Here is a 16,168-nt window from a genome sequence, read left to right as displayed (position 1 = left end):
TCCAGCGTTACGCAGCATTATCCCTGACCTAGCGCAAAAAGGCGCGCCCGCACTGTGGGCGCGCCTTTTTGCCGTCCTTCAGGCAAGGGCCAGATAGAGATAGCCAACGGAGCGCTTGTTCTGCTGGTCCGTGCGGTCGTTGACACCGGTACGGAAGCCGGTTTCCGTGGTCAGCAAAGAGCCCATGGCGCAGATCTCTGTCGCCAGGTAGATGTCCATCGTAGAGCGGTTAACCAGAAAGACCGCTCTGGGCGCTACTCCCAGCTCAATGTCCCGAAACGGCTCTCCGTCGCCAGTGAAAACGCCGGTCAGTGGCTCGCACTTGTCTGCCACCAGCCCCGCCGTGTCTGCCACAGCCCTGATGGCCTCGTCGATCTTCTGAAAATCATGGTTAAAATCCGTCCTGAGAAAGTCGTCCTCCGGGACCCACTGGTGCAGGCCAAAGTTTTCTGTATAAGTTGCCAAAAAGCATCCCTCCCGCTCGTGGAAGCGGGAGGGATGTTCGCGGTACGGGGGAACATGGGGCGGCTCCCGCACCTCTCCGGGCCCGCCGCATAGGATGGGGCAGACCACTCGAAGGGAGGATACCCATGCGCAACGAACTGAATTTCTGGGTGGTGGGGGGCGATATGCGGCAGGCCAAGCTGGCCGAGCTGCTCTCCGCCGACGGCCACACGGTACATACCTTCGCCCTGGAGGAGCTGGGCCCGCTGGAGGGCGTTCGGCAGGAGAAAGGTCTGGCGGAGGCAGAGCTGGCCGACTGCGTGGTGCTGCCCCTGCCGGCGGCCGGCGGGGACGGCCGGCTCAATACCCCCCTGTCCCGGCAGTCTCTCCCTTTGGCAGAGGTATTCTCTGCCCTGCGCCCCGGGCAGGTGGTATGCGCCGGCCGGGTGGATGCGTCCGCCAGGGCACAGGCGGAGGCGCTTGGCCTCACCCTCCGCGACTACTTCGCCCGGGAGGAGCTGGCCGTGGCCAACGCCGTGCCCACCGCATTGGCGAAAGGACACATTGTGCTTCTCCAAAGCTGCCTGGCTGGCCCCTTTTCTTGTGTTTTGAGTCCGTGTCTACCAGATGTCTACCAATTTAATCCCGCAATTCATTGGCGCGCAGCGGTTTCCCGCTGCGCGCCCTTTCTTTTGCCGTCTCGTGTCTACCAAATGTCTACCACGGGAACTTCCAAGCTGCAAATCAGGCTAAAAACACCCGCATACCGCAGGATTTTCTCACTTCTAATCCCGTGCAAGGGTCGTCATACGGCTCTAGTTTCCCTATTTTACCTGATATTGGGATAAAATGGGTGCAAATTGGATGAAAGTGGCAAAACTGGCCTCAAATTTTAGAAGGAGGAAAATCCAAGATGAGAAACCTCAAACGGGCTCTCAGCCTGGTGCTGGCCGTCGTTATGGTCATTGGCCTGATGGTCGTCGGCGCCGGCGCTGTGAGCTACAACGATTTCTCCGACCGGGAAGAGATCGTGAACAAGGATGCGGTTTCCATGCTCACCACGCTGGGCATTATTGAGGGCCAGCCCGACGGCTCTTACAATCCCACTGGCGACGTGGACCGCGCGCAGATGGCGAAGATGATCTCTGTCGCCCTGACCAACAACGAGGACTGCGACACGCTCTACACGAACGTGAACAGCGGCCTCACCGACATTACCGCCAACTGGGCCCGCGGCTACATCAACTACTGCTATGTCCGCGGCATCATCGCCGGCCGCGGCGACAACACCTTCGACCCCGATGCCAACGTGACCGGCGTTGAGGCCGCCAAGATGCTGCTGGCCGCCCTGGGCTACAACGCTGAGATCGAGGGCCTGGTGGGCCCCGACTGGGCGCTGAACACCGCCGCCCTGGCGCAGCAGCTGGGCATCTTCCGCAACTTCACCAAGGACGTGAGCGAGCCTCTGAGCCGCGACGACGCCGCTCTGCTCATCTACAACGCCCTGGACGTGGAGCTGATCCAGGAGTACCGCAACGGCTACGCCATCGCCTATGACGACCACCGCACCATCCTGTCCTCCGTGTTCGGCGTGATCCGCGTCGAGGGCGTGGTTGTGGGCAACGAGTGGGCGCAGCTGCAGGGAACCAACTCCGACGCCTCCCTGCGTGAGGGCCGCACCAACCTGGAGAACGTGGTCTGGTACGACTCCACCACCGCCAACACCCGCGTGGAAGAGGGCATCGTGGTTGACGGCATCGTGCCCTTCAACGTGTCCACCCCCGTGGAGTACATCGGCAAGGCCGTGACCCTGTACGTGGAGAAGACCACCATCCTGTCCAACTCCACCGTCATCGGCGTGGCCACCAACGATGACCAGAACGTGGTGCTGACCAACGTGTCCAACGAGGACACCTCCAGCGACTACCTGAAGGGCACCGGCGTGACTGCGGACAACGACACCGAGTACTACGTGAACTATGGCGCGGTGGAGAGCGAGAACGCCGCCATCGATCTGATCAACGAGCACACCACCTATGCCCGCGACGGCAAGTTTGACCTGAACGGCATCGAGGTGGAGGTCATCGACAACGATGACGACGGCACCGCCGACTATGTCCTGTACCTGGTGGAGACCCTCTCCGAGGTCAGCCGCTACAGCGAGCGCAACGAGGAGCTCTCCTTCTACACCCCCTATGACAAGGACGGCGACCTGGCCACCAGCGACACCCTGGTGACCGCCACCCGTGACCTGGCCGACGTGGTGTACACCGAGTCCGTGTCCCTGGGCGGCGTGGTGACCACCGACGCCCTGGATCTGGCCACCGACGACCTGATCCTGTACGTGGAGTACGGCGGCCGCACCTATGTGTACCTGCCCGAGATCGTCACCGGCACCATGACCCGTGTCGACCGCGACAAGGACAACGAGCTCTACATCACCGTGGACGACGCGGACGAGTATCGCCAGTCCTATATCATGGATGCCGCCTCCCTGGTGGACGTGGATGTCACCCGCTTTGACATCACCAACGCCAAGAACGAGCCCGGCTTCGATGATCTGTACGACTTCATCCTGGACTCCAACGGCTACGTGATCGCCATCCGCCCCGCCGAGGAGAAGGTGACCAACTACGCCCTGGTTCTGGAGTCCGCTTGGACGCAGAACGCCCTGACCAAGTCCGGCGAGGTCAAGGTCCTCATGGCCGACGGCACTGAGAAGACCTTCGACATCAACTGGAGCGAGTCCCGCAAGGTCTTTGCCTACCTGGGCACCTCCAGCACCGTCCGTGACGAGGCCCTGGAGGATTACCTGGGCACCCGCGACGTGCTGGGCGGCCAGAACACCGGCGCCGCCATCGGCACTGTCATCGAGTACAGCCTGAACGATGCCGGCGACGAGCTGACCATCGAGAACATCATGAACCTCAACACCCTGGATGACAACGGCTACACTGGTGAGGCCGCCAACAGCGATCCTCTGGAGGACGTGGACGACGAGGATACTGACATCGCCTACATCGTCAACAACGCCTCCGCCAGCATGAACCAGAACCTCCAGTACGAGGTGCGCAGCAACTACCGCACCGGCGACGGTACCCTGTACCTGACCGTGAAGAACAACAACAACGTTGACAACCCCAATGCCCGCGGTGATAATGTTGCCTATGCCATCGACAAGGACACCGTCGCCTTCTACTATGTGGACAGCGACACCTACGGCGTGGCTACCGGCTGGGACAAGATGAGCGACGTGGACGCTGGCGCGGCCGCGCAGGTCTACCCCGTGCTCCAGAAGGACGGCCAGGGCGGCTGGGAGGCCACCCGTCTGGCTGATCTGGTTCTGTTCAACTCCGCGCCCACCAATGACAGCAACGACTACATGCTGGTTCTGGACGCCAACTACTACCGCGGCGACGAGCTGTGGCTGAACGTGGTGTTTGAGGACGGCACCGCCGCTGAGATCCAGATCGACGACGACGGCAACCACGACTTCGACGTCGAGGACTCCTACATGAAGGCCTATGCCTACACCGAGAACGCTGACGGCACCTACGACGTCTCCACTAAGGCCCCCATCGGCGTGAATGACGGCGTTCTGATCCGCCGCGACACCGTGGAGTGGGGCAATGAGAACTACCTGACCATCGTGGACAGCACCAACGTGTGGGATGTCACCGATGTGACCCGCGCCGACGAGGAGGTTACCGCTGGTTCCTTCACCTACAACGACAAGAACGCTGTTGTGGTTACCGGCGGCGACCGCGGCGAGAACATCCGCACCGCCTGGGTGTGGGATAAGGACGAGGACACCACCCCCGGCCACGTCTCCGGCGTGTATGATCCCAACCTGTACGACGTCACCGGCAACGTGATCACCATCCGTAAGTACGTCTTTGATGATCTGAGCAGCCGCGACGTCAGCAAGCTCATCGGCGACGAGATGGAGGGCATGGATATTGAGCGTGTCTCCATCCGCTCCGGCTCTGCTCCGTATGCCTATGAGGTCACCATCGAGGAGACCGACGGCTACAGCAGCATCTATGATGTCCTCATCGAGGATGTCCGCCGCATCACCTACAACAACCGCGATTACTTCCTGGCTCAGGGTGAGTCCATCGACGTGAACAGCCCCGTGGTTCTGTCTGTCAGCACCATTGGCGGTGTAACCACCTACGCCGATGCCTCTGCCCGTGTCAGCAGCCCCAACGCCGGTGAGTACATCTATACTCTGAACGCTCCTGTGGCCGTGGGTAGCCGAACCGACATTGTGATCGTGGACGGCTGGAAGGTCGATGGCAATATGCATGCTGTCGTCAACGAGACTAGCGACATGGTACAGGTTGGCGGCGATTACTACTATGCCGCTGGTGAGACGGTTGAACTGACCTGCAACGTTGGCAGAACTGTAACCGTAACCTACGGTACTGAGAGCAAGAGCTTTACTCCCACCACCGCTGGTCAGACCTTCAACTTCACTATGCCTGCTGCGGATATCGTTGTGGGCGTGGATGATACCCCTGTGACCGTCAACGTCCTGTTGCCGAACAACAATGATCAGGCACTCACCACCTTCGGTACCTATCACGTCAGTACTGACCGCCTGAGCGGCGAGACCGGTGATCAGATTACGGTTACCGTTACGCAGACCGCCACTGGGTCTGCAAATGGCAATCTGACTCTGAGTGTAACCGGCACCGGCAATAGCATTGTTGGTCCTGACGGATCTACCGGCACTGTGGCCACGACGAGCGGCCAGACTGGCACTTGGACCTTTACCCTCACTCTGGGTACTGCAGACGCTCAGCTCTCCATGAGTGCTAGCGCCTAACTAGTTGAGAATTATCTGATTCTCCGATTAGTTGATAGCCCCGCCCCCTTTACAGGGGGCGGGGCTTGCTTTTACCGCAGACAGCAGAAGTAATACCGCTTTCCCGATTCGTTCTGGGGAATGTTGCCGCCGGTACCGGTCTGAAACCCGTTGTCAACGATGGACAGCGGGCCCAGCGGCGTGGAGCCCACAATCATGGTGGCGAACATATTGACCGAGCTGGTCACGATCACCGCATAGGGCCGCACACCGATATTTACCACCCGGGACGCTGTGCCATCCCCCAGGAATGTCCCGCAGTAGGCCCTGCACTTGTCCAACAGATTCCCTCGGATCACTGCCAAGTCGCTCTCTGTGGCAGCCTCCCCCAGCGCCGCGTCGATCTTGGCGAAGTCCTCGTTGAAATCCGTGCGGAGGAAGTCGTCCTCCGGCACCCACTGGTGCAGCTGATAGTTGCTTGTATACGCTGCCATAAAGCATCCCTCCCGGCTGTCACGCCGGGAGGGATGTTCTCGGTACAGCAAAAAGCGGACATCGCGCCCCACGCGGGGGCGTGTGTCATCCGTCCGAAGCCTTCCCCCGTGGGGGGTCGGACTGTCCGGGGGACAGTCCGATAAAAGGAACCCTTCCTTACCCCGTGGTGGCACGGTGCAGCCGTGACGGATGAGGGGGTGCCGCCATTCTCGTTCCTTGGGTGCCCCGGAAACGCGGCGGGGGCAGGCCCCCGCCCTACGGCCCGAAGAACGCCGGGCGGCCCGCACCGGCAAAGCCCACGGCCCGGGCGTCGGGGGAGCACACCACGCCGCCCAGGCTGCGGGAGCAGTGGAGCACCATCAGCTTCCCGTCCGCTCCCCGGCCCGCCGCGATGCCCACGTGGGAGAGATCCGGGAAAACCAGCAGATCCCCCGGCTGGGCCTCGTCCCACGCCACGGGGGTGCACCGGGCCCACTGATCCCGCACGCCGCTGCCGATCACCGCTCCGGCGGCGGCGTCCCCGGCGGCGTTGACCGCGCACCAGGACACAAAGCCGGAGCAGTCCAGGCCGAAGGGGATGCTCTCCCCGGTGGTGTCGCTGCCGGGGGCGGTGACCACCGCAGGCACGCCCCAGCGGGCGTCCCACCCCACCGCGTCGGACTTGCCGCCCCAGAAGTAGCCCACCCGCCCGGCCAGGGCGGCCCCGCCCTCCACAAAAGCCCGCCGCAGGGGCTCCAGATCCTCGGGCAGGGCGGCGCGGACGGACTCCAGCACCTCCCCCTCCGGCAGGGGCGCGGGGGCCGGTGGGGCCGGCTCCCGGAGCAGCAGCGGGATCAGGACGCCAAGCAGCAGAAGCACAACGGCCAGATGGGGGCGGATGGAGCCGCCCGGACGGCGCCGGCGGTATGGACGCATGGAAGGCCTCCTCTCCGCCGCACCAACGGCGCGGGCGGGCAATAGGATAGGTTGCGGGGCTCCGTCCCCGCAACCTAATGTATGTAAGGAGAGCGGAGACCTATGAATCCCTCGTTGAATACCCTCCGTGTGGGGGAGAGCGCCCTTGTCAGCCACATTGAGGCCGAGCCCGCCATGCGCCGCCGCCTGCTGGAGCTGGGCCTGGTGCCGGGCACCCGGGTGACCTGCGCGGCGGTGAGCCCCGCCGGGGATCCGGCGGCCTACCTGATCCGGGGGGCGGTGATCGCCCTGCGGCGCAAGGACGCCGGAGGCGTCCGCCTGGGGGAGGGGCCGGCATGGGACTGACCAGAGCCGCCACCGGCGCCGGGGCGGCGGACATCGGCCGGGCCGTCCGCCGGGAGCGGCCGGACGACCGGCTCATCGCCCTGGCGGGCAACCCCAATGTGGGCAAGTCCACCGTGTTCAACGCCCTCACCGGCCTGCGGCAGCACACGGGCAACTGGCCGGGCAAGACGGTGACCACCGCCCAGGGCCGGTGCGAGCGGGGCGGCCGGGGCTATGTGCTGGTGGATCTCCCCGGTACTTACTCCCTGCTGGCCCGCTCGGCGGAGGAGGTGGTGGCCCGGGACTTCCTCCGCTCCGGCGGGGCGGACGGGGCCGTGGTGGTGTGCGACGCCACCTGTCTGGAGCGGGGGCTGATCCTGGCCCTCCAGGTGATCGGGCTGATGCCCCGGACGGTGGTGTGCCTCAACCTGCTGGACGAGGCGGAGCGCCGGGGCATCCGGGTGGATCTGGAGGCCCTGTCCGCCCGGCTGGGGGTGCCCGTGGTGGGTGCCTCGGCAGGGCGGGGGGAGGGCCTGTCTGAGCTGCTGGACGCGGTGGAGGAGACCGTCTCCGCCCCGGAGCCGCCCCGGGCCATGGAGGTGCGCTATCCGCCGGCGGTGGAGTTTGCCGTCTCCTCCCTGCGGCCCCTGCTGGAGGGGCGGCTGGGGGGACGGCTCCCCGCCCGGCAGGCGGCCCTGCGCCTGCTGGAGGGGGACGCAGCTTTGCCGGAGCCCATGGACGAGCCCTGTCCCGGGCCGTGGAACAGGCCCGGACGGGCTGCGCCGGGCGGGGTGGAGCCGGAGGCTGGGGGCGTGCGCCGCCGCCCTGGTGTCCGCCGCCGAGAAGGCGGCCGCCGGCGTGGTGACGGCCCCGGCGGGGCGCTGCGGGGGCGGGCGGAGCGGCTGCTCACCAGCCGCATTGCCGCCGTGCCGCTGATGCTCCTGCTGCTGGCCGGGGTGCTGTGGCTCACCATCGCGGGGGCCAATGTGCCCTCCCGGCTTCTCTCCACCGCCCTGTTCTGGGCGGGAGACCGGCTGGGAGAGCTGTTAGCCTGGCTCAACACCCCCGCCTGGCTCCTCGGCGCCCTGGTGGACGGGGTGTACCGGGTGCTGGCCTGGGTGGTGTCCGTCATGCTGCCCCCCATGGCTATTTTCTTCCCCCTGTTCACCCTGCTGGAGGATCTGGGCTACCTCCCCCGGGTGGCCTTCGTCCTGGATCACGCCTTCCAGAAGGCCCGGGCCTGCGGCAAACAGGCGCTGACCATGTCCATGGGCTTCGGCTGCAACGCCGCCGGGGTGGTGGGCTGCCGCATCATCGACTCCCCCCGGGAGCGGCTCATCGCCATTCTCACCAACAGCTTTGTGCCCTGCAACGGGCGTTTCCCCCCTCCGGCCGAAGGGCAAATTGACCCCCGCCAGCAGGGCCTCCAGCACCTCCAGCCGGGCCGCCGGATCCTCCGGCGCCGCCGGCTCCACGACCACCCGCCGGGGTCTGTTTTTCCCCACGGAACCGCCTCCTTCCCCCACAGGATATGCGCCGGAGGGCGCAAAAAGGCCCCCGGCCCGCCGAACGGCGGGCCGGGGGCCCTGGTGCTTTGTGCGGTCAGACAGCCGTCTCCTCTGGGGCAAATTTCTCCGCCGAGCGGCGGAACTCCCCCTCCAGCAGGCGGGACAGCCGCCCCACCAACTCCTCCGGCTCCTCCCGCATGTCGCCGGCGAACCAGCCGATCATGACCCCGGCGATGGCATACATGTAGAAGTCGGTGAGGAAGTCGGCGTCCGCCTCCGGCAGGCGGAGCTCCCGGGCCTCCCGCTCCAGGCTGGCGGAGGCAATGGCCCGGGCCAGGCTGTAAAAGGGGCAGTCCAGCAGGTTGTCCCGGCCGGCGGAGCGGTAGATGTGATAGATCACCATGTGGTTGTCCCGGATGTAGCGGAAGGCGTCCAGCAGGGCCGCCTGCCAGTCCTCCGCCCCGCCCAGGGCCTCCCCCGTCTCGTGCTCCAGGAGCCAGCGCAGCAGGTCGTAGATGTCCTGAAAATGGTAGTAGAAGGTCTGGCGGTTGATCTCGCAGGCCTCCACCAGCTCCTTGACCGTGATGTCGTCCAGGAACTTTTTTTGCAGCTGCGCCTTCAGGGCGTTCGCCAGAGCCAGCTTGGTGCTGGGGGCCATCCGCCTCACCTCCTCCGGGGATTCCATAGAAACCCGCTAGGGAACATTATACCACATCGTGCAGAGGAATTGCAATCCTGGAAAAGATATGTTATGATATCCCCCGAAACCAGAAAAGGAGCGAAACCGACATGACCATCAATTACCGCCCCAGGGGCGTGTGCTCCCAGCAGATGCAGATTGAGGTTGAGGACGGCGTGATCCGTTCCTTCCAGGTGCTGGGCGGGTGCAGCGGCAACCTCCAGGGCATTTCCCGCCTGGTGGAGGGCATGAACGTGGACGAGGCCATCCGCCGCCTGGACGGCATCCGGTGCGGCTTCAAGCCCACCTCCTGCCCCGACCAGCTGGCCCAGGCCCTCAAGCAGTATAAGAAGGAAGCGTAAAAGCACCGGGACGCATCGCGTCCCGGTGCTTTTGCGTCTGCGGGCCTGCTAGAAGCTGGTGTCCTCCGTGTAGGCCAGCGCCGCCGGGTCGAGGGTCAGGCCCCGTTCGTCATAGCGCACCGGGCCGGTGAGCTCCCCCACATAGTTGAAGATGCTGCCGTCGGTCACGCCGATGCTCACCTGGAGGGCGTCCCCCTCCGCCCCGAAGAGGACGATGCTCTCCGCTCCCCGGTTGGCGGGCAGGCCCAGATCCATGTCTGCCACCTCATAGGCGTCGATGGCCCCGCCCAGGGTGAGCTCCGCCCCGTCCCACTCAAATACGTACAGATCCTGCATGAGGACGCCGGTGCCCGTGCCGGGCGTGGGGATCACGGCCAGCTCGTCCGCCCCGTCCCCGTCAAAATCCCCCCACACCGGATTGGCCGGGTGCACTTGGGAGGTAACCTGGTACGTCAGCTCCGGGAAGTAGGCCAGATGCCCGCCCACGCACAGCATCAGGCCCTCCTGTCCTGTTTCGTACCCGTCAAAGGCGAACACCGCGGCGGTGCGGTCGCGGTCATTGGAGAGGCCGATGAGCTTCACCGGGGCCTCGTGCCAGTTGTAGTTGTCGGGCCAGAACTCCCCCTCCACCTCATAGGACGGCCAGGGCAGCTCATCCGGAAGGATGGCCTCCGGGTCTGAGATGGGCGTTGCGGGCGCTTCGGGGGGTTGCAAGGTCAGCGGGTAGTCCCCATCCGGCATAAGGGTGCCGGTGGCGGTGTTCAGCTCCAGAAGGCCGTCCTCATAGTTCACGTGGGAGGCATAGGCTGCCACCGCCGTCATGGGCATGTCCTGGGGATAGAGCAGGGCATAGACCGCCAGCTGCTCCTCCGGCTCGTACTGGAACCAGGAGCCGCACACCACCGGGCCGCCCAGGGGCGCGTCGGCGTCCTCCGAGGAGAGATCCGCCGTCCAGGTCTCCACGCCGGTCTGGAGCAGATAGCTCCTGTTCTCCGGGTCGTAGGTGCTGTCCACGGCGGCGTTGATCTGCGCCGCCAGCTCCTCCTCCGTCAGGGAGTCGGCCAGCCGGGCCCCGGCGGGCTGCCACTGGGCGCCGGTGTTCTGCCATTCAAAGAGATCCAGCCGCCAGGACGACATGCCGGTGCCCGTGCCGGTGCAGGTGGCGGCGGCCAGCTCCTCCGCCCCGTCCCCGTCGTAGTCGTCCAGGGACAGGCCGGAAAGCATGATCTGCGGGCCGGTGTTGTAGGTCAAATTGGAGAAATAGGACAGGCTGCCGTTCCACTCCACCAGCAGGCCGTCCAGGCCGGTCTCCTCCGGGTTCAGGCCGTAGAGGGCCGCGCTTCCGTCGGGCAGGGCCCCCAGCAGGCGCACGGGGGCGCTGAGCCACTGGTCGGGGTCCACCGTCAGCTCGCCCAGGCTGTCATACTGGGTCTGGGGCAGCTCCAGGGTCTCCCAGGTCTCCCCGGCGTCCCGGCTGAACAGGACGGCGCTCTCCGGCTCGCCGCTCCGGTAGTTTGTCATCACCGCCAGCACGCCGGAGCCGCTGGCGTACATCCTGCTCAGCTCCCAGCTCTCGTCGGACAGGGGGAGGGTGATCCGTTCCCAGGTCTCGCCGCCGTCGGTGGTGCGGAACACGGGGGCGCCGTTGAAGTGGCTGAAGCCGAGGAATCCGATCTCGTCGGTCACAAAACAGGCGCAGGAGGGAAACCAGTGTACCGTTTCCGTCTCCGACGCCATGGTGGGCCGCCCCGTCTCCGTCCAGGTGCGGCCCCCGTCGTGAGTGCGGTAGACGTAGGTGTCCGCGTTGCCCGCCGCCGGGCCGATGGTGAACACAAACCAGCCGTTGAGACCGTCCACCATCCCGCCGGTGCCGGACAGCAGGCCCACCAGGTCGGTGGCCTCATTCCGGCCCGCCAGATCCTGGTTGGCCCACTCGGCGGGCACGGGGATCAGGGTGTCCAGATTGACCCACTCTGTCTCCCCGGGGAAGCGGATGCGCAGGTTTTCCGCGTCCCACTCCGGCTTGGGCTGGTAGGCATAAACCGTAAAGTAATAGTTCTCGTGGCTTCCGTCCTCCCAGGTGTAGGACAGGGTATAGTGCTGTTCCTGTGCAGGGGGATCACCGGGCTCGGCGGCCCGCATCATACCATCCGCAAGGTATCCGAGGGTCAGTGAATCCCAGCCGGAACTGTTCCACATCCCGGCCCCGAGCTGCGCCGTATTGCCGCTTGGCCCGGCCGGATCGCCGCAGTACAGCATATAGCTTCCCGGCTCGTCCGGGTGGATGATGGTGAGGGTCTCTCCCATGGCCGCCGTCACGGAGGCGTCCCCGGTGAAGTCCACCCGCTGGTCACCCGCCACCACCACCGGCTCCGTCAGGGGGCCGGGGGGCACCGAGGGCAGGGTGAGCCGGAAGGCGTACTCCAGCTCGTGGGTGCGGAGCCCCGCCTGCCAGGTGCAGGAGAGCACGTACACCCGGGTCTCCATGCCCGTGCCGGGGGCGTCCTCCCGGGGTTCTACCCGCAGGAGGAAGCCGTTTTCCGCCCGCTGGGTGGACAGCTCCACCTCCCGGGGATTGACGGCTGTGCCGTCCTCCACCAGGTACTCGGTCATGACCCACTGGTCGGGGAACTGCCCGTTGTCCAGGTAGAGATCCACCCAGGGGCTGGGTGTGGCGGCGGTGCACGCCGTCTCGGGCAGCGTCTCCGGCCAGTCGGCGTCCTCCGGCGCGCCCATGTCCACCACCGTCTCCCCCTCCGTGTCGTCCGTGTCCAGATGAACCCGCAGGGTGGGGTACTGGCCGTCCAGGCCGGTGTCCGGGAAGGTGGGGTCGGCGGCCAGGGTAAACACCAGCAGCGTCCCCAGCACCGCCACCACCACCGCGGCCCACCGGGCGGCGGGTTTCCACTTCAGGGCCCGCTTGATCCGATCCTTCACCCCTGTCTCCCCAAAGCCGGGGGGCAGCAGGGGCCCCCGACGGGGGGAGGCCAGGGCCAGCAGGGCGGCGGAGTACTCCCTGGGGCTGCCGCAGGATTTCAGCACTCTCTCGTCACATTCCAGCTCCAGATCCCGCACCAGCAGAACCCAGGACAGCCAGAGAACCGGGTTGAACCAGTGGACGCCCATGATCAGAAAATAGATGAGCTTACACCGGGAGTGGCCCAGCTCGATGTGGCTCTCCTCGTGTATGCGCACCCACCGTAGGTTCTCCCCCTCCAGCCCGGCGGGGACGTACACCCTGGGGCGGATCACGCCGAACACGAAGGCGGTGGGGATCCGGTCGCTCTCCCACCACCATCCCTCCCGGATGGAGCCCTTCCGCACGGCGGTGGACAGCAGGGCACGGGTTCTCAGCCAGGAGAACAGGGTATAGCCCCACACCGCGATCACACCGGCCAGCCACACCCGGGCCAGGATGTCCGGGAGCGACAGCCCTTCCGGCTCGGTCTGCGTTTCCGGGGCGGGCTCCGGCTCGGGGATGACAAAGTCAGGGGCGGCGCTCTCTGACGCCGGGGCCGTGGCGGCGGGCTCCGCCGCCGGGACAGCGGCGGGCGGCACCTCTGCCGCCGGTTCCATCCGGGCCAGGGCGTCCACCCGCTCCTCCACCGCCGGGGTGAGCCACCCCATCAGGGAGAAGGAGGAGGTGACCATCCCCACCGGCAGCACCATCCGCAGGGCCACCACCAGCCACAGGAGCACACAGGCCAGGGCGGGCAGCCGGAGCCGCCGGAACAGCCACCGCAGGGGCAGGGCGATCACCGTCACCCCGGCGGCCATCAGGCTCATCTGGAGGAACATGAGGAACAGATTAGTCATGGCGCGCCCCGCTTTCGTCGATCATCCGCCGCAGCTCCTCCGCCTCCTCCCGGGACAGCTTGTTGCCCTTCAAAAAGGCCGCCACAAAGGCGGGCAGGGAGCCGCCGAAGCCCCGCTCCACCACCGCCGCGCTCTCGTACTGGCGCACCTGCTCCCGCTTCACCAGGGCGGTGACGGTGGCGTGGTCGTTTTGCAGGAAGCCCCGCTCCCCCAGCTTGCGGATCAGGTTGAAGGCGGTGGACTTCTTCCAGCCGAAGGCCTCCTCGCACCGCCTGGCCAGGGCGGTGGAGTTCACCGGCTCCAGGCTCCACACCAGATCCATCAGCCGGTACTCCGCGTCAAACAGCTTATACTCCTCCATAGGCTCGTCCTCCTGGTTGGTTTGTTCAAAGAAACCTTTCTGTAAAACTAGTTTATCCGAACAAACCTCTCCTGTCAAGAGAAATTTTTCCGCCTGCCCCTGTGAGGCGAGCGCACGCTGTGCGCCCCTACACGCGTAGGGCGCGGCGGCCCGGCCTGTGGGGCGCGACGACTCGGCGCGCCCACAACTCCCGCAACTTCCCATCCCTCGCCGCGTACAGATGGAAACCGGGGGTGGAAACCGTGCGCTTTGCCATCTACAGCCGCAAATCGGTGCTCACCGACCGAGGGGAGTCGGTGGAAAACCAGGTGGAGCTGTGCCGCCGCTGTCTGGCGGCCCAGTATCCGGACGTGGGGCCGGAGGAGATCGCCGTCTACGAGGACGAGGGCTTTTCCGGCAGGGATCTCCAGCGGCCCCAGTTCCGCCGGATGCTGGAGGACATCCGCCGGGAGCGGCCGGAGGCCCTGGTGTGCTACCGCCTGGATCGGGTGAGCCGCAGCGTGGGGGACTTCGCCGATCTGATCCGGAAGCTGGAGGGCTGGGGGGTGGGCTTCCTCTGCATCCGGGAGAGGTTCGACACATCCACCCCCATGGGCAAGGCCATGATGTACATCGCCAGCGTGTTCGCCCAGCTGGAGCGGGAGACCATCGCCCAGCGGGTACGGGACAACATGCGCCTGCTGGCCCGGACGGGGCGGTGGCTGGGGGGCGTGCCCCCCACCGGCTTCCGGGCCGAGCGGGCGGCGGAGGTGATCGTGGACGGCCGCTGCCGCACCGCCTGCCGCCTTGTCCCCGAGCCCGCCGAATGGAGGGCGGCGGGGGAGATCTTCCGCCTGTTTCTGGCCCGGCAGGGCCTCACCGGCCTGCCCGCCGCCCTGGGGGACATGGGGGTGGTCAACCGGCAGGGGAAGCCCTTCTCCCCGGCGGGCCTGCGGGAGATTTTGCAGAACCCGGTGTACTGCGCCGCCGACGGCGACGCCTGGGCCTGGTTCGCGGAGCGGGGGGCCGATCTGTGCTTCGGCCGGCCGGACTGCGACCCCCGCCGGGGCCTGCTGGCCTACCAGAAGCGGGACTACACCGGCGGCCGCTCCCCCCGCAACCCGGTGGAGAGGTGGATCGTGGCCCTGGGGAGGCACCCGGCCCTGGTGCCGGGGAAGACGTGGGTCGCCGCCCAGGCCCTGCTGAATCCGGGCCGCGCCCCGGCGGTGCACAACCCCAAAGCCCTGCTGTCCGGCCTGCTGCTCTGCGCCCGGTGCGGCTCTCCCATGCTGCCCAAGGCCCGGAAAGATGGTGCCTACGACTACATCTGCCGGGCCAAGCTGCGGGGCGGGACGGGGGCCTGCCCCTGCCAGAACCTCAGCGGCGCGGATACCGACGCGCTGGTGCTCTCCCGGGTGCTGGAGCAGCTCCCCGGGAAATACGAAGCCCTGGCGGGGGCGGCGCTGAACCGGGAGGAGCAGCGGGCCCTGTGCCGGGCCATGCTCCAGGGGTGCCGGTGGGACGGGGAGACGCTGACCCTGGCTCTCTGCCGGCTGTGAGTTTGCCCTTTCGTTGGCGGCCCATTCCCCACCCTCATTGCAATCCTCTCCATGTTCTTCGCGGGCACAGCGGGGGGACTGGCGGGGGGCCTGCTGGCCGCCCTGCTGCTGACCGGGGTGATCCTGCTGGGCATCCTGCTCACCTTCTGGACCTCCCGCCTGCTGTCCGCCACGGTGCTGAAGGGGGTGCCCTCCTCCTTCACTCTGGAGCTGCCCCCCTTCCGGAGGCCCCGGGTGGGGCAGGTGGTGGTGCGCTCAGTGCTGGACCGCACCCTGTTCGTGCTGGGGCGGGCGGCGGCGGTGGCCGCCCCGGCGGGCCTGCTGATCTGGCTGTGCGCCAACGTGCAGGTGGGGGGAGACAGCATCCTCAACTGGTGCACCGGCTTTTTAGACCCCTTCGCCCGCCTGCTGGGCCTGGACGGGGTGATCCTCATGGCCTTCCTGCTGGGCTTCCCCGCAAACGAGATCGTACTTCCCATCGTCATCATGGCCTATCTCTCCACGGGGAGCCTTGTGGAATACGAGAACCTGGCGGCGCTGAAAACCCTGCTGGCAGACCACGGCTGGACGTGGCTGACAGCGGTGTGCACCATGCTGTTCTCCCTGGCCCACTGGCCCTGCTCCACCACCTGCCTTACCATCGCCAGGGAGACCAGGAGCATCAAGTGGACGGCCCTGTCCATCGCCCTCCCCACCGGGGTGGGCATGGCCCTGTGCCTCCTGACGGCCTCCACCGCCCGCCTGCTGGGCCTGGCCTGAGCCTGCCGGAGACATAGAACGGCCCCCGCCGGGCGCTGTGCGCCGGCGGGGGCCGTTTCACCGGGAAAGGCTCTTGCATTTTTCACCGCTATCGGTTAGAATTGGCGTGGAAACATAAATAGCGGCAGAGCATGGCGGGTGGCCGCCCGCCATGCTC

At 66.3% G+C, this 16,168-nt stretch carries 12 protein-coding genes and 1 pseudogene; 7 read left to right on the top strand and 6 right to left on the bottom strand.

Annotated elements, in window-relative coordinates; all coding sequences use genetic code 11:
* Positions 1-78: 78 nt before the first annotated feature.
* Entirely contained in the window at positions 79-465 is a 387-nt protein-coding gene (locus tag B5E42_RS08180) for a hypothetical protein (RefSeq protein ID WP_087238529.1), read from the bottom strand.
* Positions 466-590: 125 nt separating this feature from the next.
* On the opposite strand from B5E42_RS08180, the gene B5E42_RS08175 reads away from it, so the two are divergent.
* Complete coding sequence (locus tag B5E42_RS08175) at positions 591-1,292, top strand: dipicolinate synthase subunit A N-terminal domain-containing protein (RefSeq protein WP_087238527.1); 702 nt, start codon at positions 591-593, stop codon at positions 1,290-1,292.
* 65 nt (positions 1,293-1,357) lie between these two features.
* Complete coding sequence (locus B5E42_RS08170; protein WP_087238525.1) at positions 1,358-5,275, top strand: S-layer homology domain-containing protein; 3,918 nt, start codon at positions 1,358-1,360, stop codon at positions 5,273-5,275.
* A 71-nt stretch (positions 5,276-5,346) separates the two neighbouring features.
* On the opposite strand, the gene B5E42_RS08165 is transcribed toward B5E42_RS08170, so the two are convergent.
* The gene (locus B5E42_RS08165) at positions 5,347-5,748 is read right to left on the bottom strand and encodes a hypothetical protein (protein ID WP_087238523.1); all 402 of its coding nucleotides are present in this window, start codon (positions 5,746-5,748) and stop codon (positions 5,347-5,349) included.
* A gap of 256 nt (positions 5,749-6,004) precedes the next feature.
* A complete protein-coding gene (locus tag B5E42_RS19960; RefSeq protein WP_087238521.1) occupies positions 6,005-6,664 on the bottom strand; it encodes an NlpC/P60 family protein in 660 nt (219 codons plus the stop codon).
* A gap of 102 nt (positions 6,665-6,766) precedes the next feature.
* On the opposite strand from B5E42_RS19960, the gene B5E42_RS08155 reads away from it, so the two are divergent.
* Complete coding sequence (locus B5E42_RS08155) at positions 6,767-7,009, top strand: FeoA family protein (protein WP_087238519.1); 243 nt, start codon at positions 6,767-6,769, stop codon at positions 7,007-7,009.
* Positions 7,000-8,721 (top strand): ferrous iron transporter B, encoded by a 1,722-nt coding sequence (locus tag B5E42_RS08150; RefSeq protein WP_087238517.1) that lies wholly within the window; start codon positions 7,000-7,002, stop codon positions 8,719-8,721. Before B5E42_RS08155 ends, B5E42_RS08150 begins: the two co-directional genes overlap by 10 nt.
* On the opposite strand, the pseudogene B5E42_RS20030 reads toward B5E42_RS08150, so the two are convergent.
* Positions 8,702-8,899: pseudogene (locus B5E42_RS20030) on the bottom strand (TetR-like C-terminal domain-containing protein); the annotation flags it as partial. The gene B5E42_RS08150 and the pseudogene B5E42_RS20030 overlap by 20 nt on opposite strands.
* A gap of 386 nt (positions 8,900-9,285) precedes the next feature.
* Here B5E42_RS20030 and B5E42_RS08140 point away from each other — a divergent pair.
* A complete protein-coding gene (locus B5E42_RS08140) occupies positions 9,286-9,537 on the top strand; it encodes a TIGR03905 family TSCPD domain-containing protein (RefSeq protein ID WP_087238513.1) in 252 nt (83 codons plus the stop codon).
* Between the two features lie 48 nt (positions 9,538-9,585).
* Here B5E42_RS08140 and B5E42_RS08135 read toward each other — a convergent pair whose 3' ends face one another.
* Together B5E42_RS08135 and B5E42_RS08130 are read right to left on the bottom strand one after the other, a co-directional pair.
* Positions 9,586-13,353: a M56 family metallopeptidase gene (locus B5E42_RS08135; RefSeq protein WP_087238511.1), complete on the bottom strand. Its 3,768-nt coding sequence runs from the start codon at positions 13,351-13,353 to the stop codon at positions 9,586-9,588.
* Positions 13,346-13,714, bottom strand: coding sequence for a BlaI/MecI/CopY family transcriptional regulator (locus B5E42_RS08130; protein ID WP_087238508.1), 369 nt, complete (start codon positions 13,712-13,714; stop codon positions 13,346-13,348). The genes B5E42_RS08135 and B5E42_RS08130 overlap by 8 nt, the downstream gene beginning before the upstream one ends.
* Before the next feature lie 242 nt (positions 13,715-13,956).
* Here B5E42_RS08130 and B5E42_RS08125 point away from each other — a divergent pair, with 242 nt between their 5' ends.
* Positions 13,957-15,252, top strand: a complete 1,296-nt coding sequence (locus B5E42_RS08125; protein WP_087239068.1) for a recombinase family protein — start codon at positions 13,957-13,959, stop codon at positions 15,250-15,252.
* Between the two features lie 51 nt (positions 15,253-15,303).
* Positions 15,304-16,011: a nucleoside recognition domain-containing protein gene (locus tag B5E42_RS08120; RefSeq protein ID WP_087238506.1), complete on the top strand. Its 708-nt coding sequence runs from the start codon at positions 15,304-15,306 to the stop codon at positions 16,009-16,011.
* The last annotated feature ends 157 nt before the right edge of the window (positions 16,012-16,168 follow it).

Source organism: Flavonifractor sp. An10, from assembly GCF_002161215.1.
GTDB lineage: Bacteria > Bacillota > Clostridia > Oscillospirales > Oscillospiraceae > Flavonifractor > Flavonifractor avistercoris.
This window is presented reverse-complemented; position numbering and strand designations above follow the sequence as displayed.

Excerpts from the sequence above, each read along its gene's own strand:
- B5E42_RS08175 (WP_087238527.1), top strand. The coding sequence starts at position 591 with ATGCGCAACGAACTGAATTTCTGGGTGGTGGGGGGCGATATGCGGCAG.
- B5E42_RS08170 (WP_087238525.1), top strand. The coding sequence starts at position 1,358 with ATGAGAAACCTCAAACGGGCTCTCAGCCTGGTGCTGGCCGTCGTTATG.
- B5E42_RS08165 (WP_087238523.1), bottom strand. The coding sequence starts at position 5,748 with ATGGCAGCGTATACAAGCAACTATCAGCTGCACCAGTGGGTGCCGGAG.
- B5E42_RS19960 (WP_087238521.1), bottom strand. The coding sequence starts at position 6,664 with ATGCGTCCATACCGCCGGCGCCGTCCGGGCGGCTCCATCCGCCCCCAT.
- B5E42_RS08155 (WP_087238519.1), top strand. The coding sequence starts at position 6,767 with ATGAATCCCTCGTTGAATACCCTCCGTGTGGGGGAGAGCGCCCTTGTC.
- B5E42_RS08150 (WP_087238517.1), top strand. The coding sequence starts at position 7,000 with ATGGGACTGACCAGAGCCGCCACCGGCGCCGGGGCGGCGGACATCGGC.
- B5E42_RS08140 (WP_087238513.1), top strand. The coding sequence starts at position 9,286 with ATGACCATCAATTACCGCCCCAGGGGCGTGTGCTCCCAGCAGATGCAG.
- B5E42_RS08135 (WP_087238511.1), bottom strand. The coding sequence starts at position 13,353 with ATGACTAATCTGTTCCTCATGTTCCTCCAGATGAGCCTGATGGCCGCC.
- B5E42_RS08130 (WP_087238508.1), bottom strand. The coding sequence starts at position 13,714 with ATGGAGGAGTATAAGCTGTTTGACGCGGAGTACCGGCTGATGGATCTG.
- B5E42_RS08120 (WP_087238506.1), top strand. The coding sequence starts at position 15,304 with ATGTTCTTCGCGGGCACAGCGGGGGGACTGGCGGGGGGCCTGCTGGCC.